This window comes from Kocuria sp. NBRC 114282, assembly GCF_030268385.1.
Taxonomy (GTDB): domain Bacteria; phylum Actinomycetota; class Actinomycetes; order Actinomycetales; family Micrococcaceae; genus Kocuria; species Kocuria palustris.
The window spans coordinates 736,189-757,957 of sequence record NZ_BSQO01000001.1; the positions used below are offsets into that span (position 1 = coordinate 736,189).

The following is a 21,769-nucleotide window of genomic DNA, read 5'->3' on the forward strand; positions in this document are numbered from 1 at the left end:
CCAGCGGCTTCGGACGCCGCAAAGCAGATCCGTGCCCGTCGCGACGACAGCTCGCAGCGACAGCGCGATGACCTCGCGGGGTCCTTCCGAGAAGCGCAGCGCCCGCCCCGCCGCGAGGCGGGACGGGCGCGACGGCCAGTCGTGTCAGCGCTTGCGCTGCTTGGTCCTGCGGATCAGGAAGACGGACAGCAGCAGGAAGGCGATCCCGAAGCCGGCGGTGATGCCCGTGGAGCCCCACCAGTTCAGCGTGCTGCGCTTCCACAGCGGGTCGAGCACGGCGCTGGAGTCATCGACCTCGGGGATCTGCGGAGCGGGCGGCTCGGGGGTCCCGGCATCGCGCGCCTTCTGGGCGGCCTCGTCGTGCTCCTCCTGCAGATCGGCGTTGGCCTCCTCCTGCGGCAGGGTCACCGCGGCCACGCGCACGATCTCGTTCAGATCGCCCGTCTGGCCCATGGCCGCGTACGCCCATCGGGTGGGCACGGCGCGCGAGATGCCGTCGGTGGCACCGTCCATTGCGAAGAGCCCGCCGCAGAAGATCAGCTGCACGACCACCAGCAGCGAGGCCACGTTCATGGCCACATCCGAGCGCGAGACCATGGCCGAGACCAGGAAGCCCAGCAGCCACGAGGTCATGGTCAGCAGGAACGTCACGATCCACAGCTCGAGCCACATGGGCCCCCAGGCACCCATGGGCTCATTCGGGATCAGCGCGAGCACGGCCAGCACCAGGATCAGCGACTGCACCAGTGACGTGGAGATCGTGACGAGCGTCTTGGCGCCCACGTAGGGCCACACGCCCAGGCCCGTGCGGGCCTCGCGCAGGAAGATCCGCTTCTCGTCCAGGAACGTGCGACAGGCGGGGAACAGGCCCAGGGCGACCGCCGCCAGCAGGATGACGATCAGCAGGATCTGCGGCTGGTTGACCTCGGAGTCCGTGGACTCCGGCATGGTCAGGCCGTGATCGCCGGGCACCACCAGCACGAGGAGGGCCAGCAGCGCAGGCGCCAGCACCGTGGTGATCAGCACCGACATGGCGTCCGTGCGCATGAGCTGGATCTGGCGCCGCAGCAGCACCGAGAGCTGGAACAGGCCGCGTCGCGACGACGCATGCGGGGCGGCCGTGGGCGTCTGGGCGCGGACGCGCTCGCGGGGGGCGTCGTCGTCGTTCTCGTGCCGGAACGCGGCCGCAGCGCTTGCGGGGTCGTCCTTGAGGCCCTTGTAGACCTCGCGCACCTGCGGGCCGAGGCCCTGGGAGCGCTCGAAGTACGGCATCATCCCGGCGGGCTCGCCGAAGTAGGCCACCGAGCCGCCCGGGGCCAGGACCAGGACTCGGTCGGCCAGGTCCAGGTTCGCGGTCGAGTGGGTGATCACCACGACGGTCGAGCCGTCCGCGCCGCCGACCTCGCCGTGGGCCATGCGCCGCAGCAGGTCCATGACCTCGAAGTCCATGTCCGGGTCCAGTCCGGAAGTCGGCTCGTCCAGGAACAGGTAGCGCGGGCCCGTGAGCAGCTCCATGGCGGTCGAGACGCGCTTGCGCTGGCCGCCGGAGAGCTGCGAGACGGGGGTGCGCGCGTGCTCGGTGAGGCCCAGGGCATCGAGCACTGAGGCGATGCGCGCCTTGCGGGACTTGCGATCGACGTCCTCGGGCAGGCGCAGCGCGGCTGTGGACTCGAGAACCTGCTGGGCGGTCAGCTCGCGGTGCAGCACGTCCTCCTGCGGGACCATGCCGATCTGTGAGGACAGCGCCGAGCCGAACTGGGCCATGTCCAGACCGTGGTATTCGATACGGCCCTGATCCGGGTTGACGTCGCCGAGCATGCAGTTCAGGAACGTGGACTTGCCGGCGCCCGACGGGCCGATCACGGCGATCAGCGACCGGTCCGGGATCTCCAGGGTGATGTCGTCGACCAGCGTCTTGCGCTGGCGCGGGTTCTTGCGGTCGGGGACCGTGTAGGTCAGGTCCTGCACCATGATCGAGGTGTTGCCCTCGGTGCGCACGACCTCCGCCAGGCCGACCTCGGTCTGGCGGAAGGGGACGCCGCCGATCACGGCCTGCGCGCCCGGCAGCAGCTCGACGGTCCCGGAGATCCGCTGGCCGTTGACCCACGTGCCGTTCGTGGAGCCGAGGTCGGTGAGCATCGAGCCGCGCTCGGTGCGCTTGACCTGGGCGTGGCGGCGCGAGACCAGCAGGCCGTCGATCAGCACGTCCGCCGACGGATCGCGTCCGACGGTCAGCGTCCCGCCGATCTCACGGGCCCGGAACGCCGGCGACAGGCGCATGCCGGAGCGCAGCTGGGCGTCCTCCTCCGGGGCGCGCAGGATCTCTGCGGCCTCGGGGCGGTTGACCCACGAGCGCTGCTCGATCTGCACGGCCGGATCCGCGCCCGAGGCGTCCTCGGCATCAGGGCCCTGCTCCCGCTGCGGGGCCAGCTCCCGGTTCATCGACACCGCGAAGACCGTGGGCTCGGCCGAGGCCGCGGGGATCTCGGCGGAGTGGATGTCATCCAGCGACGGGCCGGACTGCTCCCGGGCCGGGCGGTTCTGCTCAGTGCTGCGCTCGCGGTTCCTTCGGTCCTGGGCGGCCTGTTCGACGGGCAGGGCGAACACGGTCGGCTCGACCGAGGCCAGCTGGATGTCCTCGGAGTGCAGATCGACGGGACGCGCCTGGGCCGGATCGGCCGCCGGCGGCTGGGGTGCGGGCGCCTGGTGCGACGGGGCACGGTTCGCGGGGCCCTGCTGGTCCTGAGCTCGCTGCGCAGAGCCGTGCTGCCCGGTGGCCTGCTGCATGGAGCCCTGCTGGCCCGGCGCCTGAGGCGAGGCGCTGCGCTGCCCCTGTGCCTGCTGGGCGTCCGCGGGCGTCGACCCCTGTCCCGTCTGCTGACCCGGAGCCTGAGCGGCGCTCGCGGACCGCGCGCCGGGGGCCGTCGTCGACGAGGGGCCCGCGGCACCCGCGCCCGACGGACCCGGCCCGGCCGCCGGTGCGCTCGGGCGCTGCGGCGTCATGGCGATCACGAAGCCGCGCCCGGTGTCCGGGGCCAGGGTGATCTGGGCGGGGGACTCGAGCAGAGCGGCCATGTGGGCGTGGAGGCGGAAGCCGTTGAACGCGGTGCCGGTCTCCGAGCCGCGGTCCTCGATCGTCCAGGAGGCCCCGGACCACCGCAGGATCAGGTGGATGTCCTGAACGCCTGGGTGATCGATGCGGACATCGGCGAACTGGGAGGAGCCCACGGTCCACGGGCGCCGGGGGTCGAGCTGTCGGTTCTGACCTGCGAGGTCCAGGGACAGGGGGTGCATGAGGCCTTCAAGGTCGCGTCATCGACGGGCGCGCCGCACCCGTCTTCACGACCGCGAATATATCGGCACGCGCGCAGGTGCGGGAACTGTGACGCCGCTCGGGCCTGTCGCTGGCGGTGAGGGCGCTCACGCGCGAACCCGGCGTCGCCGTCGTCTTTGGCACAATGACCTCGTGATCTCATCCCAGGACTCTCAGCGCAAGCCCACCAGACGACTCGTGATCATCGGCGGAGGCCCGGGAGGCTACGAGGCCGCTCTCCATGCGCGGACCCTGGGTGCGGACGTCACGATCATCGAGGACAAGGGCATGGGCGGCTCCGCCGTGCTCACCGATGTGGTCCCCTCCAAGACTCTCATCGCCTCGGCGGACACCATGAACCGCTTCACCGAGGCGCAGGACCTGGGCGTCCACGTGGCCGGGGCGACCAGCGACGACGACAGCCTCAACGGGCTCGAGGTCGACCTGGAGGTCGTCAACACCCGGCTGCTGCGCCTGGCCGTCACCCAGTCCCGCGACATCCGCCGCGGGCTGGAGCGCGACGGCGTGCACATCGTCGAGGGCCGCGGCTCGATGCTCGATGACCGCACCGTGCACGTGGTCGCCGCCGACGGCATGGAGTACGACCTCGAAGCCGACGCCGTGCTGATCGCCGTGGGCGCCCACCCGCGCGAGCTCGGCTCCGCCCGCCCGGACGGGGAGCGGATCTTCAACTGGACGCAGCTCTACTCGATGACTGACCTGCCCGAGCACCTGGTCGTGGTCGGCTCGGGCGTGACCGGCGCCGAGTTCGCCTCCGCCTACAACGGGCTGGGCGCCAAGGTCACCCTGGTCTCCTCGCGCGATCAGGTGCTGCCCGGCGAGGACGCCGACGCCGCCGAGGTCCTCGAGAACGTCTTCGAGCGCCGCGGGCTCAACGTCATGTCCCGCTCGCGCGCCGCCTCTGTGGAGCGCGTCGACGACGGCGTGGTGGTCACCCTGAACGACGGCCGCAAGATCTCCGCCTCGCACTGCCTCATGGCCGTGGGCGGGGTCCCCAACACGGAGGGGCTCGGGCTGGAGAACACCGGCGTGCACGTCTCCGAGTCCGGGCACATCGAGGTCGACGGCGTCTCGCGGACCACCGTGCCGTCGATCTACGCCGCCGGCGACTGCACCGGCAAGCTGCCGCTGGCCTCCGTGGCGGCCATGCAGGGGCGGATCGCGGTCTCGCACTTCCTGGGCGATGCCGTGCGCCCGCTGCGGCTGTCCACCGTGGCCTCCAACATCTTCACCTCCCCGGAGATCGCCTCCGTGGGCATCACCGAGGGCGATGTCCGCTCCGGGCGCTACGCGGCAGACGTCCACAAGATCCCGCTGCCGAACAACCCGCGGGCCAAGATGATGGCCGTGGACGACGGCTTCGTGAAGGTCATCGCCCGCAAGGGCCCCGGCACGGTGCTCGGCGGCGTGGTCGTGGGTCCGCGCGCCTCGGAGCTGATCTTCGCGCTCTCCGTGGCCGTGTCCAAGGGGCTGACGGTCGATGACCTGGCGGAGACCTTCACCGTGTACCCGTCGCTGTCCGGCACGATCTCGGAGGCCGCCCGTCGCCTGCACCAGCGCCTGTGAGCCCTTCGGCGAGCACGACGGGGGCCCTGGAGCTGACAGCTCCAGGGCCCCCGTCGTGCCGGCGGCGGATTCAGCGGGTCCCGACGGAGCGCATGTCCACGTCCTTGGTCTCCGGGGAGCACCACAGGGCGATGAACGTGATGACCGCGGCGAGCGAGAGGTACATGCCCACCGCCGAGACGCCGAAGCGGGAGGTCAGCCACACCGCCACGAACGGGGTCAGCGCAGCGCCCAGGATCGAGGCCACGTTGTAGGCGATGCCCGAGCCCGTGTAGCGCACGTTCGTGGGGAACAGCTCCGGCAGCACCGCCGACATGGAGCCGAAGGTGAGACCCATCAGCGCCATGCCCAGCGCCAGGAAGCACAGCAGGCGGATGATGTTGATCTCCGTGCCGGTGCCGAGGTTCTCCGGGGCGATGAACCAGCCGAAGATCAGCCCGAAGCCCACGATGGCGGCCGTGATCACCAGCAGCGAGGAGCGGCGCCCGAAGCGGTCCGCCAGCCAGCCGGAGACCGGGACCATGCCGGCGAAGAGCAGGACCGCGATCAGCTGGATCACCAGGAACGAGCGGTAGGGGATGCCGAGCATGCCGGCGTCGGGGGAGCCGATGCCGTAGGAGAGGATCCACGCGGTCATCAGGTAGAAGAGCACGTAGGTGGCCAGCATGATGAAGGTGCCCTGGATCATCTGCAGCCAGGAGGTGCGGAAGACCTCGCCCAGCGGGGACTTCACATCCTGCTTGGCGTCCAGCGCCTGCTGGAAGACCGGGGTCTCCGCGATCGCGAAGCGCACGTACAGGCCGATGGCCACCATGACGATCGAGGCCAGGAACGGGATGCGCCAGCCCCAGGCCAGGAAGCCGTGGTCCAGGCCGTCGACCGCGCCGGAGGTGAAGCCCATGGCCATGGTCAGCAGCAGCATGAAGCCGTTGGCCAGGATGAATCCGAACGGCGCACCGAGCTGGGGCCACATGGCCGCGCGGCCGCGCTTGCCCTCCTCGGCGTACTCCGTGGCCAGCAGGGCGGCGCCCGACCACTCGCCGCCCAGGCCCAGGCCCTGGCAGAAGCGCAGGATCGTCAGCAGCAGCGGCGCCCAGATGCCGATCGCGTAGAACGTGGGCAGCAGGCCGATCAGGAACGTGGCGATGCCCATGGTCAGCAGCGCGCCGATCAGCGTGGCCTTGCGCCCCACGCGGTCGCCGAAGTGGCCGAAGAGCACCGAGCCGATGGGGCGGGCCACGAACGCGGCGCCGAAGGTCGCCATGGAGGCCAGCAGCTTGGCGGTGTCGTTCTCGCCCGTGAAGAACAGGACGGGGAAGACCGCCACGGCGGCGGTGGCGTAGATGTAGAAGTCGTAGAACTCGATGGTCGTGCCGATCAGCGAGGCCAGGACGACCTTGCTGCGGTTGACCGGGGGCGTGCTGTCGACGGCTGCGGCGGAAGGCGCGGCAGGCTCGGCGGAGGAGGACATGGCGGTGCTTTCCACGAGGTGATGGGAACGCCCGACAGGCGACTGAGCCGTGACCGTATCGTGATATTCAGTCTCACTATGTGGTCGTCTGCCGACCGCCACGCCCCCGCACGCCTGCACGCGGGCCGAGCCAGCGCTTCTCCGCACCGCGCGCGCCGAGATCCCGTTTCCGTGCAGAGGTCTGGTCGAGATCCCGCTTCCGTGCGCGGATTCGGCGATCTGCCGCATTTGCGCGGGATCTCGGCGGCGCGGATGCACGGAAACGGGATCTCGACCCCCGATGCAGGCGCAGGGCACAGGCTCGCGGGCTTGCGAGGAGGGCTGATCAGGCGAGGTGCGTGCGCAGCCAGTACAGCAAGGCGGCCGTGCGCTGCGGATCCTTGAGGTCGGCGGCGACCACCGTGCGGACGTACCAGCCGGCATCGGCTAGGAGGTGCAGCCGGTGCTGCTCATCGCCGTAGGTCTTCCGGTCCTCGTCATGGACGCGGGCGTTGTTGTGGCTTCGTTCGCTTGGTGGCGGGGTTTTTGCAGCGCTCCGTGGCGGTCTTGTTGCCGCGATCACGCAGGACTGGCTGCAGGTAGGTGTCGCGGTCTGAACCGAGAGGGGTGCGCCCGGTCGGGGCCGTTTGGATCGCTGCCGCTACGTCAGAGTCCGAAGGCTCCGCCGCTGACGAGGATCACGATGCCGAGGCCGATGAGAACGATGGGGAAGAGGATGTGCTCCCAGCGTTCGAGCACTTCGGCGATCGGGGGGCGGGTGGCGACGAACTTTGCCAGGGCCACCAGGACCGCGACGAGCGCGAGGAAGACGATGCAGTAGGCGACTACTGCGAGAGGTTCCACGCTGAGGAAGACAGGGGTGTAGACGCCGATGTTGTCGCCGCCGTTGGCAAGGGTGACGCCTGCGACTGTCCACACGCCGACCTTCTTGCCGGCAACCTTGGCCTCGTCGTCATCGTCGTCATCGTCTCCGCGCCAGGCCTGCCATGCGGCCCAGAGGCCGAGGCCCAGAGGGATGAGACCGAAGTACGGGATGGCTGCCGAGGGCAGGAATGCTCCGGCACCGATGGTCACCAGGACCGCGGCACCGAGGATGCCGGCGAATCCGAGGTACTGGCCGGCCAGAATGCGGGCGGTAGTGCCGCGCTGGCCTGCCCCTCGCGCGAAGAAGAGGGAGAGCACGATGATGTCGTCGATGTTGGTCGCTGCGAACAGGCCCATCGCCTGCAAGACCGAGGTGAGGATCATGCGCCCTCCCCAGCTGCGTCGCATCCGGGAAGCGAGCAGGCGGGATCGATGCACGGGGCGTCTTCGTCCACTGCCAGGGTGGCATCGACCAGTGCCGTCAGCGCCTGCGCCAGGTGCGAATCGGCGATCTCATATCGTGTCCGACGACCCTCGGGCTCGGAGACGACGATCCCGCAATCGCGCAGGCATGCCAGGTGGTTGGACACGTTCGGGCGTGTCAGGTCCAGATCTCGGGCCAGTTCCGCCGGGTAAGCGGGATGGTCGAGCAGGGTCAAGATGATCCGGGATCGAGTGGGGTCGGCCAGTGCACGACCCAGGCGGTTCATCACGTCGAGACGCGAAGCAATAGTCAGCATGGACTGAACTATACAGCGCGCACTGAACACTCGGTCACAGGCGTCAGCCCAGATCGCATGCCCGTAAGGGGAACCCTCACCGGACACCACCGCTACTTATCGAGAGGAACGACGGCACGCCTGGCGGTCTGTCCCGTAAGACCCGTCCGGTGAACTGTCCGGTGAAGGGAGGCTATATGACACACTGGGGAGCATGTCCCCCTTGAAGGTCGGCTATGCCCGAGTCTCCACCGACGAGCAGGACCTGACCGCGCAGCGTGACGGACTCGCGGCGTTCGGCGTCGACCCCAAGCGCATCTACGTCGATCACGGGCTCACGGGCCGCAACGCCGACCGTGAGGGCCTGCGGCAGGCGCTGGCTGCCTGTCGGGACGGCGATACGTTCGTGGTCACCAAGCTCGATCGGCTGGCGCGTTCAGTCCGTGATGCCCACCAGATCGCCGACGACCTCGCGGCGCGGGAAGTGAAGCTGAGCATCGCCGGATCGGTGTACGACCCGACCGACCCGATGGGGAAACTGCTGTTCGACGTGCTGGCGATGGTCGCCGAGTTCGAAGCCGACCTCATCCGTGCCCGCACCCGCGAGGGGATGAAGGTCGCCAAGGCCAAGGGCCGGCTGCGCGGGAAGTCACCGAAACTCACCCCCCGGCAAGAAGCTCACCTCGTCCAGCTACATGCTGCCGACGAGCACACCGTGGGCGAGCTGGCCGAGCTGTTCAGCGTGGGCCGCTCCACGGTCTACCGCGCCCTTCAGCGCGCCGAGCGCGGGTGCGAGAACGCCTTGCAGTAGGTGCGTCGTGGACGCTCGAGCGCGGTGGCGAATCCTCAGGCTCCACGTCGAGGACCAGGTGCCCCTCGCGCGCTTAGCTCGCGAGACCGATGTAGGGCTGCGGACCCTGGAGCGCTGGCACGCCCGCTACCGCGCCGACGGCTACGCCGGACTGGAGACAGCCTCACGGGCGGACGCCGGCTCCCGCCGCCTTCCGCCCGACCTCGTCGACCTGATCGAGGGCCTGGCACTGAGCAAGCCGCGGCCGGCCATCGCCACGATCCATCGCAAAGTCACGGGCATCTGCGCCGCCCGGAGGTGGCCGGTCCCCTCCTACTCGGTGGTGTGGGACATCGTGCGGACCCTGGATCCCGGCATGGTCACCCTCGCCCTGGAGGGCGCAGCGTCCTACCGCGACAAGCACGAGCTGGTGCTACGCCGGCAAGCAGAGCTGCCCAACGCGATGTGGCAATCCGATCACACCATGCTCGACATCCTGGTGGTGGGCACCGACGGCAAGCCCACACGGCCATGGCTGACAACGATCCTCGACGACTGCTCCCGGGCGGTCTGCGGCTACACAGTCTTCCTGGGCGCACCGTCGGCGATGAACACCGCCCTGGCGCTGCGCCAAGCGATCTGGCACAAGACCGACCCGGCCTGGCCGATGTGCGGCCTGCCCGACGTGCTCTACGTCGACCACGGCAGCGACTTCACCAGTGACCAGCTCGCCCACACCGCCGTCGACCTCCACATCCGACTGATCCACTCCACCGTCGCCCGACCCCAGGGACGGGGCAAGATCGAGCGGTTCTTCGGCACCATCAACACCGAGCTACTCGCCACCCTGCCCGGACACATCACCGAAGGGCACCCCTGGCCGACACCGAAACTGTCCCTGGCCGCCCTCGATAGCGCCCTGGAGGCGTTCGTGGCCACCTACAATGACCGCACGCACAGCGAGCTCGGAACCTCCCCGCGCAGCGCGTGGATCGCCGATGGCTGGCTGCCCCGAATGCCCGAGAGCCTGGAAGACCTCGACAGACTGCTGTTGACCGTCGCCAAGACCCGCGTCGTGCGCCGCGATGGCATCCGCTTCCAGGGCCTGCGCTACGTCTCGCCAACTCTGGCCGGCTACGTCGGACGCTCGGTCGTGATCCGCTACGACCCCCGCGACATCACCGAGATCCGCGTCTTCGATCACGACGAATTCGTCTGCAAGGCCGTCAACCAAGAGCACCACGACCAGGCCGTGCGCCGCGGGCACGCCATCGGTTTGTGCTTCGGATCAGCCGGCGTAGGAAAGACACTCTCCGCGCGCCGCTACGCACACTACGAGAAGGCTCATGACCTGCTGACCTACTGGGGGCCGCGCTCCGACAACGACGCCAAGATCTACGCCGCCTTGAACCGGAGCCGCACCGTGCTCTACACCCCCAGCGTGCTGACCACCCCGCGGACCCTGAAGGACGAGCTGACCCAAGCCATCACCCGCACCAACATGTGCATCGAGCAGCACCTCGTACCTCCCGGCACGGCCACTCCCGAGGCCTGGGGATGGCGACACGGCAGGAACTACGTGGAGCTGATCATCGTCGACGAGGCCGAACGACTGCGTCCCGCCGCTCTGGAACTGCTGCGCGATCGCTACGACCGCGACGACATCGCCCTGATCCTGATCGGCATGCCCGGCCTGGAGAAGCAGTTCAGCCACTACCCCCAGTTCTACAGCCGAGTCGGCTTCGCCCACCAGTACCGGCCCCTGGGACAAGACGAACTGCTGTTCGTCCTCGAGCGACACTGGCGATCCCTCGGCAAGACCCTCGACCCCGACGACTTCACCGACGCCCAAGCCATCGCAGCCATCGCACGGATCACCCGCGGCAACTTCCGGCTCCTCGAACGCCTCTTCCCCCAGATCCAGCGGGTCCTGAAGATCAACGAACTCGACACCATCACCAACGACGTCATCGAAGCCGCACAGAGCACCCTGGTCATCGGTGTCACCTGACCCCGCCACGAAGCGACCGAAGAACCCCGCCATTCAGCAGACGAAGTCACAGGCGTTGTACTCGAGCGCCGTGCGCTGCTCGTGCCAGGCCAGGTCCAGCACGAACCGCGACCCGTCCCGCACGATGATCGGCAGGTTCACGGATGGCTCAGCGAATCCAGTGCGCACGACGAGCAGCCTCAGCAGCACCGAACGCAGCCCGAGGCTCTTGTGGAGGAGCATCGCCCCGCTGTGCTCGTTCTGCCGTTGCTCCACGCAGGACAGCTGCGGCCAGGATTCCAGCGCTCGGAAACGGGACTCCTCGCCCAGCAATCCGCGCGTCCAGGGCGCGGGTGAGGAGCTCAGTGGCAGCCCCCACAGCTGCGCAGCACTCAGGTGGGAGACGAGAAGGCTGTCCGCGTAGTGCAGCTGCAGCAGCGCGGCTCGCTCCCAGACCCTCAGGATGGGCTGCGGTTCACCTTCGCCCACGGAGACGAGCTGGTCCGCGGCCGTCGTCGTCCGTGAACGCGCAGCGGGTGGCAGCCTGGCCCAGAGGCTGCGGGTGACTCGTTCGAAGCTCGGGTCGCCGGCGAGGCTGCGGGGGCTGCGGCTCCAAGCGGCGGCGGTGCGCAGCTCGGGGCGAGAGAAGCGAGCGCGGGCGCGATGATCACGCATGCGCGGCAGGCTGGGGGCGGAAACGGGGCCGGGGGTCGGATCGGCGCAGGGAAGCGTCGATCCGGCCCCTTCACGAGGCGGCCCAGGCGGCCCAGGCGGGCCGGCGGCTCAGCGGATGGTGGCCAGGGTCGTGCCGGCGGAGACGGTGTCACCGGGGGAGACGTCGAGCCCGGAGACCGTGCCGTCCTTGTGCGCCTTGAGCGGCTGCTCCATCTTCATGGCCTCGATGACCACGACCGTGTCGCCCTCGGACACCTTGGCGCCGTTCTTCACCGCGAGCTTGACCACGGTGCCCTGCATGGGCGAGGTCAGGTCGTCGCCGGAGGCCTTGGCGGCACCGCGGCCGCGCTCGCGCCGGTTCTTGGCCGCCGGTGCTGCGGCGGGCTTGCCGGAGCCCAGCACTGTGGCCGGCAGGACGACCTCCAGGCGCTTGCCGGAGACCTCCACGACGACCGTCTGGCGCTCCTCGGCCTCGCTGCCCGAGCCCGGGGCACCGGCGAACGGCTCGAGGTCGTTGACGAACTCGGTCTCGATCCAGCGGGTGTGCACGGCGAACGGCTGCCCGTCGGCCGGGGCGAACGCCGGGTCCGAGACGATCGCGCGGTCGAACGGCACGACGGTGGCCATGCCCTCGATCTCCAGCTCGGCCAGCGCGCGGCGGGACCGGGCCAGCGCCTGGTCGCGGTCGGCGCCGGTGACGATGAGCTTGGCGATCATGGAGTCGAAGCTGCCGGAGACCGTCTCGCCCTCGACCACGCCGGAGTCCACGCGCACGCCGGGCCCGGACGGGAAGCGCAGCGTGGACAGCGTGCCCGGAGCCGGCATGAAGCCGCGTCCCGGGTCCTCGCCGTTGAGGCGGAACTCGATGGAGTGGCCGCGCACGACGGGGTCGTCGTAGCCCAGGGCCTCGCCGCGGGCGATCCGGAACTGCTCGCGGACCAGGTCGATCCCGGTGACCTCCTCGGAGACCGGGTGCTCGACCTGCAGGCGGGTGTTGACCTCCAGGAAGGAGATGACGCCGTCCTGGCCGACCAGGAACTCGCAGGTGCCCGCGCCCTGGTAGCCGGCCTCGCGCAGGATCGCCTTGGACGAGGAGTAGAGACGCTCGTTCTGCTCCTCCGTGAGGAAGGGCGCCGGCGCCTCCTCCACGAGCTTCTGGTTGCGCCGCTGCAGCGAGCAGTCGCGGGTGGAGACCACGACCACGTTGCCGTGGGCATCGGCCAGGCACTGGGTCTCGACGTGGCGCGGGGCGTCCAGGAAGCGCTCGACGAAGCACTCGCCGCGACCGAACGCGGCGACGGCCTCGCGCACCGCGGACTCGTAGAGCTCCGGGATCTCCTCGCGGGTGCGGGCGACTTTGATGCCGCGGCCGCCGCCGCCGAAGGCCGCCTTGATCGCCACGGGCAGCCCGTGCTCGTCGGCGAAGGCCACGACCTCCGCGGCGCTGTCGACCGGGTCGGTCGTGCCGGGCACGCGCGGGGCGTCGACGGCCTCGGCGATGCGGCGGGCGGCGACCTTGTCGCCCAGGGACGAGATGGCGTGCGGGGGCGGACCGATCCAGGTCAGCCCGGCATTGATCACGGCCGCGGCGAAGTCCGCGTTCTCGGACAGGAAGCCGTAGCCGGGGTGGACGGCATCGGCGCCGGAGCGCGCGGCGGCGTCGAGGATCTTGTCGATCACCAGGTAGGAGTCCGCGGCGGTGGTGCCGCCCAGGCCATAGGCCTCATCGGCCATGCGCACGTGCAGGGCGTCGCGATCGGGATCGGCGTACACGGCGACCGAGGTCAGCCCCTCGTCCTGGGCGGCACGGATCACGCGCACAGCGATCTCGCCGCGATTGGCGATCAGCACCTTGGTGACGGGTCTGCGCGCGGCGGAGGTGCCGGTCTCGGGGGCCTTCTGTGCGGTCACTGTGGTTGCTCTCCTGTAAAAGACGCGGCTCGCGCGCAGGTACGGCGTTCCCCTGGGCAGGGGGCGGATCAGACGCTCATTCGATCACATCTGCCCGCGGATCGAGATGTAGGGGATCGACAAAGCTGGCGGTGCCGAGGCTGGCTCCTTCAGCCCGTGCGGCATGCGCACATGAGATGGCCTCGAGTGTAGCCAGGGGCGGCTTCCGGGGCAGGACGTCTCCTGTGCGTGCGGGCTCTGACGTGGGCGGTCCGGTGGGAGTGCGGCACGCCGACGACGGGCCGACGGCACCGAGATCGCGCTCTGCACGGCTCGGGCGGGTCATCAGACTGCGTCAGCGGGGCTGTGCCGTTCGCACAACAAGGGACGGTCGCGGGGGCGTCATCCTTCGCCGTGACGGCCCCACCACAGCGCGGCCTGCACCCGCGAGGCGGCCCCCAGTTTGGCGAGCACGTGCGAGACGTGGGTCTTGACGGTCGACTCCGCCACGACGAGCCGCGCGGCGATCTGCTGATTGCTCAGCCCCTGGGCCAGCAGACGCAGGACCTCCCGCTCGCGTCCGGTCAGCGGTTCGGTGAAGCCCGATGCGCCCGACGCCGGCGCGGCAGCCCGCTGCTCAGACGCTGCCGTCCGAACCGACGACGCCTGCGCCGAGATCGGTGCGCTCGTGGCCTGCGTGTGCCCGGGAGGCCCCGCAGGCTGCGGATCTTCCGCCTGCCCTGATCCGTCCGGCTGGGCGATGGCCCTGTCGATCACGGTGCGCATCACCTCCGGCGACAGCGCCGCATCGCCTGCCGCCACGCGCTGCACTGCGGCGACGATCTCGGACGGCTCGGCCGTCTTGACCAGGAAGCCTGCGGCCCCTGCACGCAGGGCGGCCAGCACGTAGTCGTCCAGGGCGAACGACGTCAGCATGACGATCGCAGCGCCCGTGCCGCGCAGGGCCTCGATCACGGTGAGCCCGCTCGCCCCGGGCATGCGGACGTCGAGCAGCACGACATCCGGGCGGGCGCGCGCAGCGAGCTCGAGCGCATCCTGCGCCGTGCTCGCCTCGCCCACCACGCGGATCGGCGGCTGCGCGGTCTCCAGGATCAGGCGGACACCGGCGCGGATGGCGGCGTGGTCATCGGCCAGGACGACGGTGGTCACCGGGCGGGCTCCTCTGCACGTCGGTGAGGCTCCGTCGGTCCGGCCGCCATCTCCGACGATCCCGATGCGAGCGTGTGCGCGTCCCAGCACGCGCGCACGTGCCAGGTCCGCTCGTCGACCGGACCGGCTTCCAGCTTCCCGCCGGTCTCCCGAGCGCGTCGGAGCATCGAGGGCAGGCCGATCCCGGAGCCGTCGTCGGCCACGGCATGGTCGGCCAGGGGCGAGCGGATCTCCAGCACGACGCGGCCGTCGTCGTCCGTCAGCAGGAGCGACGCAGGGCCCGGTCCGGCGTGCTTGAGCACGTTCGTGACCGCCTCCTGGCCGATGCGCAGCGCCTGCCCGCTGAGCCCGGCGGCGTCGAGTCGTGCCGCTGCTGCGGGATGGACGTCGATCGTGGCCTCCGGTCGCAGGGCGCGCAGCCGAGCGCTGAGCCCATCCCAGGAAGCGCTGTCGTCATCGGCGGGCTCATCCGTGCGCAGGACGTCGATGAGCCGCCGCATGTCGGCCATGGCCTCCACTGCGCTGGTGCGCACGACCTCGAGGGAGCGCTCCAGCGCCGCGGGGTCCTGGCGCAGGGCCGAGCTCGATCGCAGCGCGCCGGTCTGCAGGGCGACGGCCGATAGGTGCCCGGTCACCCCGTCGTGCAGCTCCTGGGCCAGGTGCGTGCGCTGCTCCTGGAGGCGCAGCGCGGCGCGCGCTTGCTCGAGCTCCAGCTGACGAGCGGCCGTCTCCCGCTCCGCCTCCGCCGCCCGCTCGGCCTGGGCTCGGGCCTCCTGATGACCGCGGACCTCCCCGGCCCACAGCAGCGGCAGGATCAGCACGACGCCGGCCATCACGACCAGCTGCGTCCACAGCTCACGGTGCTCGGGCAGGGCCAGTGCGGCCAGAAGAGCTGCGGCCGTCGCGCCCAGGCACAGGATGCTCGTGAGTCGATGGAGGCGACGTGAGCCGTAGTGGACAGAGGTGAAGATCGCTTCGAAGAGCAGCAGGGCGGAGACAGGGCCGGCGTCGAGGCCGACCGACGCGGCTGCAGCCGGGGCGGTGACCAGCAGGACGACCCATGGTCTGGTCGTGCGCAGGACCAGAGCGGCGGCCGCCGTGAGCTGGAGTGCGAGCCCCGTCCAGCCGGGCACGGGCATGCCGAGCACGCGGGTGGCGGGTTCGAAAGGCAGCAGAAGCTGCGCCAGGACGGCGAGCAGTGCATACGCGCAGGCGACCGCGACGTCGCGTCGACGCACAGCCAGGCCCGCAGGCCGGGACGTGCTCTTTGCGGCTGTCTGATGCTCGGGCGGCGGCTCAGCTCCTGGCTCGAGCCACTCCGCGGTGCGGGGCTCGGCGGTGGTCATGGCGCTCACGCTATACGAGCGCCGCGCGCCGCGGGGATGTCGTGGTGAGATCTCCCCCGAAAGTCCAGGCGCCCCGCGTGGAAGATGCCCCCGACGGCCGATGCCCGCACACGGCCGTGCTCGCGAGGCTGGTTGCCATGGATGCGATGCGAGAGCTCACGACCATCAGCAGCGGCGACCAGATGGTGCTCACCGGGCTGGCCCTGCTGGATGCCACCAGCATGGGGACCCTGGCCCTGCCAGCGGTCCTGCTGCTGATGAGCGGCAGATCGCGAGGCGTCAGCGCGCGGGGGATCGCGCTGCGAGTGCTGGCCTATCTGGCGGTCATCGCCGTCTTCTACTGGATGCTGGGACTCGTCCTGCTGGCGGGGCTCCAGGCGACGCTGGCTCCGCTCGGACAGCTGCTCGAGCAGCGCCCCGGGGCGGTGGTCCTGGTGGTGCTCGGCGCAGGACTGGCGTGGCTGAGCTGGTGGCTGGATCCGGAGCAGGTGCGCAAGCGCGGGGGCGACCCCCAAGCCTCCATGAGGCGGTGGATCGACCGGGCCGATCGCGTGGCCGGAAGCTGGCGCGGAGTGGGCCTGCTGGCCATGGCGGCCGGGCTGGTCGAGGCCGCCACCATGATCCCGTATCTCGCGGCGATGGCTGGGATCGGGCGCTACGACCTGGGGCCGGTGGCCTCGGGGATCGTGCTGGGGCTGTACTGCGCGGTCATGGTGCTGCCGGCGGCGCTGCTCGCGCTGGGACGACTGGCCCTGGGGGAGCGGGCGAGTTGTCCGCTGTCGTCGGTGCGGGAGCTGGCGGTGCGCACCGCACCGGATGCCGCGGCCTGGGGGCTGGGGATCGTCGGCGTGATCCTGCTGGTGCGCGGTGTGGGGCAGCTGTGGTGAGCCGGGCCGGCCTCAGGCCTGCCACAGTGACGCCAGCACCACGTGGGTGAGCGTGCCGACCAGCAGGGACAGGATCATGTTCCCGCGCCATAGGTGCAGTCCGATGGTCACCGCCAGCGCGATCGCCGCCGGGACGGAGACGCTCGGCGAGACCAGGTCCAGGTCCTCGAGGGTGTAGATCACCAGGATGATCATCACGCCCACGCCCAGCCGGTCGCCGATGTAGGGCAGCAGCCGGGACTCCTGCAGCGGGGCCAGCACGGCGAACGGCAGCGCCCGCAGGGCCCAGGTGATGCCCGCGGCCACGCCCACGGCGGCCAGGATGTAGCTCGGCTCAGACATCTCGCGGCTCCTGCCCGGCCGTCGTGCCATCGTCGGGATCGACCACGTCCAGCTCGCCCGTGCGCGGCAGCTCCCGCCCGCGAGCACGGCTGATGAGGTAGCCGATGATCAGCACGAGGACGTAGGCGCCCATGGCAGGGGCCAGCATGTTCGCACCGAACAGCGCGGCGCTGACCAGCCCGATGCCCACCGCGATCACAGGCTGGGGGAGGGACCGGCGGGCCTTGTAGGCGTCGATCGCCAGGACGACGAACAGCGCCGTCATCGCGAAGTCCAGCCCCTTGATCCACGGCGGGATCAGCGAGCCCAGCAGAGCGCCGGCGGTCGAGCTCGCGACCCAGAACAGCTGGAAGGTCCCCTCCAGCGTCAGGATGCGCGTGCCGGACCAGCGCTGCGCTTCGCGACCGGAGGTGAGGGCGAAGGCCTCATCGGTCAGGGCGAAGGTGCCGTAGGTCTTCCCGGGGATGCTGCGGATGCGGTGCAGGGGGAACGTCAGCGCGTAGAACGCGTGGCGGAAGTTGACGATCAGCGCGGTCAGCGCGATCTGGACCAGCGGGGCTCCTGCGGCCAGCAGCCCGGCGAGCAGGAACTCGATCGAGCCGGCGAACACGATTCCAGACAGCAGCGGCGCGACCCACCAGGGCAGGCCGTACTGGATGACCAGCACGCCGAAGGCCAGCCCCACGGGGATCACCGCCGCCCCGGCAGGCAGACCCGTCAGCCAGCCGAGGCGCAGCTGCTCGCGGATGCCGTCGGTCCGGGCACCGGCGTGCGGGTCGGGCGGCTGTTCCGAAGCGCCGCGGGAGGAGGTCATCAGGAGAGTTTAGCCGTGGGCAGACCACGACGACCGCCTCCCGGGAGCCGGTCCGATGCAGGTGCTGGAGCGCTCGCGGCCGTGCCCTCGACGCAGCGGTGCGCTTGGTGCGATCGTCGGCTGTGCCGCGGCTCAGGCCTCGCGCCCCCACAGCCGCCGCACCGGGACGCCGGCTCGTCCAGCCAGCTGCCGCAGGGTGTTGATCGACAGCCCGATCACCGCGTGCAGATCCCCGTCGACGCGCTCGATGAAGGCTGCGCCGTACCCGTCCAGGGTGAAGGAACCGGCCACCCACAGGGGCTCCTCGGTGTCCACGTAGGCGGCGATCTCGTCGTCGGTCATCGCCGCGAAGGTCACATCCGCCCCGGCCAGGGCGCCTCCGCTGAGCCCGGTGCCGCCGTCGTCGGGGCTGCGGGTGTCGATCAGCCAGTGACCGGTGTGCAGGTGCCCTGTGCGTCCCCGCATCTGCCCGATGCGCTCGCGGGCGACCGCTGCGGTGTACGGCTTGCCCAGGGGCTGGCCGTCGAGCTCGAAGACCGAGTCGCAGCCGATGACCAGCCGCCCGGCCGCCTGGGGGAGAGCGGCGACGGCCTCGCACTTGGCTCGCGCCAGAGCCAGCGCGATCTCCGACGGCTCGGTGAGTCCGGCCTCGGACACGACGGCGTCCTCGTCCACCTCGGAGCCGAGCTGGTCGAAGGCGATGCCGGAATCGCGCAGCAGCTTGGCGCGCGACGGCGAGGTGGAGGCCAGCAGCAGGATCGGGTCGGTCATGGTCCCCACTGTAGGAGGCTCTGGGAAGGTGCTTTCCCGTGCGTCGGCGTGAGCGGTCGCGGTCGACCCGCATCGCCGATGCCGAACTCACGCTTCCCTGCGCCGATTGGCCCGAATGGCGCGGGTGGGCGTCGACTCGGCACGGATCCTGCAGGGAGGCGTCAGTTCGGCGGGTGGCGAAGATCCCTGGCGAGGAAGACCTCCCTGGGCCAGGCTGGCAGCACACGTCGAGAGCCCGGAGACTCGAGCGGGCTCGGAGAGGCAGGTTCAGTCATGCACGGTGAGTACAAGGTCCGCGGCGGGAAGCTGGTCGTGGTCGATCTGGAGGTCGACGGCGACGGAGACGACGCGGTCTTCCGCGACGCCGTGGTCTCGGGCGACTTCTTCCTGGAGCCCGACGACGCCCTCGAAGACCTCACGGATGCGCTGAACGGGCTGCCCGCGTCGTCGTCGGTGGCCGAGATCGCCGCGGCGATCCAGGCGGCGCTGGACCGGCGCGACGGCGGTGTCGAGCTGATCGGCTTCACGACCGAGGCCGTGGGGATCGCCGCCCGGCGCGCGGTGGGCGCGGCGGTGTCCTGGGACGATCTCGACATCGAGGTCATCGGCATGAAGACCCTGCCGCCGGCCGAGCACGTGGCGCTGGATCAGGTCTTGTCGGAGGAGCTCGCCGCCGGCCGTCGCGGTCCGGTGCTGCGCTTCTGGGACTGGAACGACGCCCTGGTGGTCATCGGCTCGTATCAGTCGGTGCGCAACGAGATCGATTCCGAGGCGGCTCGGGAGCTGGAGGTGGGCGTCACGCGGCGCATCACCGGAGGCGGCGCCATGTTCATGGAGCCCGGCAACTGCGTCACCTACTCGCTGATCGTGCCCGCCAGCCTGGTCGAGGGCCTGAGCAACGAGCGTGCCTACGCCTTCCTGGACGAGTGGGTGCTCGGGGCGCTGCAGGAGATCGGCGTGGAGGCGCACTACGTCCCGCTCAACGACATCGCCACCCCGCAGGGCAAGATCGGCGGGGCGGCCCAGCGCCGGTTCGCTGACGGCACCCTGCTGCACCACGTGACCATGAGCTACGACATCGACGCCGACAAGATGCTGCAGGTCCTGCGCATCGGACGCGAGAAGCTCTCCGACAAGGGGATCAAGTCCGCCAAGAAGCGCGTGGACCCCATGCGCAGCCAGACCGGCATGGCGCGGGCGGACATCATCGAGTCCTTCCGCTCCTACTTCCTGTCGCACTACCGCTCGCACGAGGGCGACTACACCGACCAGGAGCTCGCCCGTGCGAAGGAGCTCGTGGACGAGAAGTTCGGCACCGACGAGTGGACGCTGCGGGTCCCGTGATGCCCTGACCCGGCGACCGGGATTCAGTCTTCGCGGGCCTGGGCGGTCTTGCGGTCGTTCGCCTTCTGGATGGCCTCGACGAGCTCGTCCTTGGTCATCTCCGAGCGGCCCTCGATCTCCAGGCGCTGGGCGACCTCGTAGAGGTGGTCCTTGGTCGCGTTGGCGTCGACGCCGCCTGCGGACTCACCGCCGGTGCGCCCGCCGTTCTCGGAGCGCTCGTCCGACGGGCCGTTCTCGTCCTTGGGCTCCCAGTGGTCGCCGACCTTCTCATGGGTGCGCTTCACCGCCGCCCAGGCCGTCTGGTGCGCGCGGGCTCCGGAGCCGTACTCCTCGCGCGCGTTCTCGAGCGCTGCGGCGTAGGTGTCCTGCGCCTTCTGATCGGAGCGCTCGAGCGTGGAGGGGATCTCCTCGCGCTCGGCGGGCTTGTCGGCATTGCTGGTCGGGCTCATGGCTGCCTCCTTGAGGGTCGTTCATCAGCAAGCATAGGAACTCGGACGCGACAGCACGACGGTTCCGGGCGACGTCGCCCAGGCACGACGACGCCCCCGTGCCGGCCCGGGGAGGATCGAGGCGCGGAGGCGTCGTCGGGGAGTCTGCGGTGAACGGATGCCGACTCAGTACTCGAGCACCACGCGGCCCTCGATCTTCCCGTGGTCCATCTCGTCCAGGACCTCGTTGATCTCGTTCAGCGGGCGCTTGCTGAACGTCGGGTGGATCAGACCGCGGGAGTAGAACTCCAGGGCCTCCTCCATGTCCCTGCGGGTGCCGACGATCGAGCCGCGGATGGTCAGCCCCTTGAGCACGATGTCGAAGATCGGGGCCGGGAAGTCGCCTGGCGGCAGGCCGTTGAACACGATGGTCCCGCCGCGGCGGACCATGCCGATGGCCTGGCCGAAGGCATCCGGGTGCACCGCCGTCACCAGGACTCCGTGAGCTCCGCCGACGGCCTCCTGGATGGCCTCGGCGGGGTCCGGGCCCATGGCGTTGATGGTGATCTCGGCGCCGTGGCGCTCGGCGAGGGCGAGCTTGTCATCGGCGACGTCGACCGCGATCACGCGCATGCCCATGGCCACCGCGTACTGCACGGCGATATGGCCCAGGCCGCCGACTCCGGAGATCACGACCCACTGGCCGGGGCGCACCCCCGTCACCTTGAGCCCCTTGTAGACCGTGACACCGGCGCACAGCACCGGGGCGATCTCGAAGGGATCGGCTCCCTCCGGGATCAGCGGGCAGTAGCGGGCGTCCACGAGCATGTACTGCCCGAAGGAGCCGTTCATGCTGTAGCCGCCGTTGACCTGGTTCTCGCACAGCGTCTCCCAGCCCTCCTGGCAGTGCTGGCATTCCCCGCACGCGCTCCACAGCCAGGCATTGCCCACGAGGTCGCCGACGGACACGCGGGTGACGCCCTCGCCGACGGCGACGACCTCGCCCACGCCCTCGTGGCCCGGGACGAAGGGCGGCTCGGGCTTGACGGGCCAGTCGCCGTGCACGGCGTGCAGGTCCGTGTGGCAGACGCCGGAGGCGATCAGCCGTACGAGGGCCTGGTCGCGCCCCGGCTCGGGCAGGGGCAGGTCCTCGATCTCGAGGTCCTCGCCGAAGGCGGTCACGACCGCAGCGGACATCTTCTCGGTGGTGGAATCCGTCATGATCCTTCAGATCCTCTCGGTGCTGGCCCCAGGCCGTCCGTCGGTCTCGGAGCCCTCTCATGTGCGACGACGGCGCCTCCGCGCCTTTCGCGGGTCTCGATGCCCGCGGTCGTCTTCTCGGTCTCGGTCTTGGTGTGGGTGACGGGG

General features: G+C 70.3%; 19 protein-coding genes and 1 pseudogene. 6 read left to right on the plus strand and 14 right to left on the minus strand.

Features of this window, described 5'->3' with window-relative positions; translation table 11 throughout:
• Positions 1-144 precede the first annotated feature (144 nt).
• Positions 145-3,294, minus strand: coding sequence for an ATP-binding cassette domain-containing protein (locus tag QSJ40_RS03350; RefSeq protein WP_285728695.1), 3,150 nt, complete (start codon positions 3,292-3,294; stop codon positions 145-147).
• 172 nt (positions 3,295-3,466) lie between these two features.
• Here QSJ40_RS03350 and QSJ40_RS03355 point away from each other — a divergent pair, with 172 nt between their 5' ends.
• Entirely contained in the window at positions 3,467-4,900 is a 1,434-nt protein-coding gene (locus QSJ40_RS03355) for an NAD(P)H-quinone dehydrogenase (RefSeq protein ID WP_235044729.1), read from the plus strand.
• A 70-nt stretch (positions 4,901-4,970) separates the two neighbouring features.
• On the opposite strand, the gene QSJ40_RS03360 is transcribed toward QSJ40_RS03355, so the two are convergent.
• From QSJ40_RS03360 to cmtR, 4 genes are all read right to left on the minus strand, one after another.
• A complete protein-coding gene (locus QSJ40_RS03360; protein ID WP_024290065.1) occupies positions 4,971-6,371 on the minus strand; it encodes an MFS transporter in 1,401 nt (466 codons plus the stop codon).
• A 325-nt stretch (positions 6,372-6,696) separates the two neighbouring features.
• On the minus strand, positions 6,697-6,933 hold the full coding sequence (locus QSJ40_RS03365; RefSeq protein ID WP_137802233.1) for a hypothetical protein: 237 nt from the start codon (positions 6,931-6,933) through the stop codon (positions 6,697-6,699).
• A gap of 83 nt (positions 6,934-7,016) precedes the next feature.
• Positions 7,017-7,619, minus strand: a complete 603-nt coding sequence (locus QSJ40_RS03370) for a cadmium resistance transporter (protein ID WP_016997609.1) — start codon at positions 7,617-7,619, stop codon at positions 7,017-7,019.
• Positions 7,616-7,975, minus strand: a complete 360-nt coding sequence (cmtR, locus tag QSJ40_RS03375; protein ID WP_006590980.1) for a Cd(II)/Pb(II)-sensing metalloregulatory transcriptional regulator CmtR — start codon at positions 7,973-7,975, stop codon at positions 7,616-7,618. Before cmtR ends, QSJ40_RS03370 begins: the two co-directional genes overlap by 4 nt.
• Positions 7,976-8,168: 193 nt before the next feature.
• Here cmtR and QSJ40_RS03380 point away from each other — a divergent pair, with 193 nt between their 5' ends.
• From QSJ40_RS03380 to QSJ40_RS03390, 3 genes and pseudogenes are all read left to right on the plus strand, one after another.
• The gene (locus QSJ40_RS03380) at positions 8,169-8,765 is read left to right on the plus strand and encodes a recombinase family protein (protein WP_285728744.1); all 597 of its coding nucleotides are present in this window, start codon (positions 8,169-8,171) and stop codon (positions 8,763-8,765) included.
• A pseudogene (locus tag QSJ40_RS03385) lies at positions 8,650-9,951 on the plus strand (transposase); the annotation flags it as partial. The gene QSJ40_RS03380 and the pseudogene QSJ40_RS03385, both read left to right, overlap by 116 nt.
• A 45-nt stretch (positions 9,952-9,996) precedes the next feature.
• On the plus strand, positions 9,997-10,755 hold the full coding sequence (locus QSJ40_RS03390) for an AAA family ATPase (RefSeq protein WP_285728897.1): 759 nt from the start codon (positions 9,997-9,999) through the stop codon (positions 10,753-10,755).
• 33 nt (positions 10,756-10,788) lie between these two features.
• Here QSJ40_RS03390 and QSJ40_RS03395 read toward each other — a convergent pair whose 3' ends face one another.
• From QSJ40_RS03395 to QSJ40_RS03410, 4 genes are all read right to left on the minus strand, one after another.
• Positions 10,789-11,409, minus strand: coding sequence for a hypothetical protein (locus tag QSJ40_RS03395; RefSeq protein ID WP_285728745.1), 621 nt, complete (start codon positions 11,407-11,409; stop codon positions 10,789-10,791).
• A 108-nt stretch (positions 11,410-11,517) separates the two neighbouring features.
• Positions 11,518-13,320 carry an acetyl/propionyl/methylcrotonyl-CoA carboxylase subunit alpha gene (locus QSJ40_RS03400; RefSeq protein ID WP_285728747.1) on the minus strand — a complete coding sequence of 601 codons (1,803 nt, stop codon included), beginning with the start codon at positions 13,318-13,320 and terminating at the stop codon, positions 11,518-11,520.
• A gap of 381 nt (positions 13,321-13,701) precedes the next feature.
• On the minus strand, positions 13,702-14,469 hold the full coding sequence (locus QSJ40_RS03405; RefSeq protein WP_204782060.1) for a response regulator: 768 nt from the start codon (positions 14,467-14,469) through the stop codon (positions 13,702-13,704).
• Complete coding sequence (locus tag QSJ40_RS03410; protein WP_285728751.1) at positions 14,466-15,815, minus strand: sensor histidine kinase; 1,350 nt, start codon at positions 15,813-15,815, stop codon at positions 14,466-14,468. Before QSJ40_RS03410 ends, QSJ40_RS03405 begins: the two co-directional genes overlap by 4 nt.
• A 137-nt stretch (positions 15,816-15,952) precedes the next feature.
• Between QSJ40_RS03410 and QSJ40_RS03415 the strand changes: the two genes are divergently transcribed.
• Positions 15,953-16,702 (plus strand): GAP family protein, encoded by a 750-nt coding sequence (locus QSJ40_RS03415; protein ID WP_285728753.1) that lies wholly within the window; start codon positions 15,953-15,955, stop codon positions 16,700-16,702.
• 12 nt (positions 16,703-16,714) lie between these two features.
• Here the strand turns inward: QSJ40_RS03415 and QSJ40_RS03420 are convergent, their stop codons facing one another.
• The 3 genes from QSJ40_RS03420 to QSJ40_RS03430 form a co-directional block, all read right to left on the minus strand.
• Positions 16,715-17,044 carry a branched-chain amino acid transporter permease gene (locus QSJ40_RS03420; RefSeq protein ID WP_285728755.1) on the minus strand — a complete coding sequence of 110 codons (330 nt, stop codon included), beginning with the start codon at positions 17,042-17,044 and terminating at the stop codon, positions 16,715-16,717.
• Complete coding sequence (locus tag QSJ40_RS03425) at positions 17,037-17,858, minus strand: AzlC family ABC transporter permease (RefSeq protein WP_061711383.1); 822 nt, start codon at positions 17,856-17,858, stop codon at positions 17,037-17,039. The genes QSJ40_RS03420 and QSJ40_RS03425 overlap by 8 nt, the downstream gene beginning before the upstream one ends.
• A gap of 132 nt (positions 17,859-17,990) precedes the next feature.
• Entirely contained in the window at positions 17,991-18,629 is a 639-nt protein-coding gene (locus QSJ40_RS03430) for a Maf family protein (RefSeq protein ID WP_285728761.1), read from the minus strand.
• Positions 18,630-18,902: 273 nt separating this feature from the next.
• Between QSJ40_RS03430 and lplAB the strand changes: the two genes are divergently transcribed.
• On the plus strand, positions 18,903-19,973 hold the full coding sequence (gene lplAB / locus QSJ40_RS03435) for a lipoate-protein ligase LplAB (RefSeq protein ID WP_278857513.1): 1,071 nt from the start codon (positions 18,903-18,905) through the stop codon (positions 19,971-19,973).
• A 23-nt stretch (positions 19,974-19,996) separates the two neighbouring features.
• Here lplAB and QSJ40_RS03440 read toward each other — a convergent pair whose 3' ends face one another.
• Positions 19,997-20,422, minus strand: a complete 426-nt coding sequence (locus QSJ40_RS03440; RefSeq protein WP_285728764.1) for a ChaB family protein — start codon at positions 20,420-20,422, stop codon at positions 19,997-19,999.
• A gap of 165 nt (positions 20,423-20,587) precedes the next feature.
• Positions 20,588-21,622 (minus strand): alcohol dehydrogenase AdhP, encoded by a 1,035-nt coding sequence (gene adhP / locus QSJ40_RS03445; RefSeq protein WP_285728767.1) that lies wholly within the window; start codon positions 21,620-21,622, stop codon positions 20,588-20,590.
• Positions 21,623-21,769: the final 147 nt, after the last annotated feature.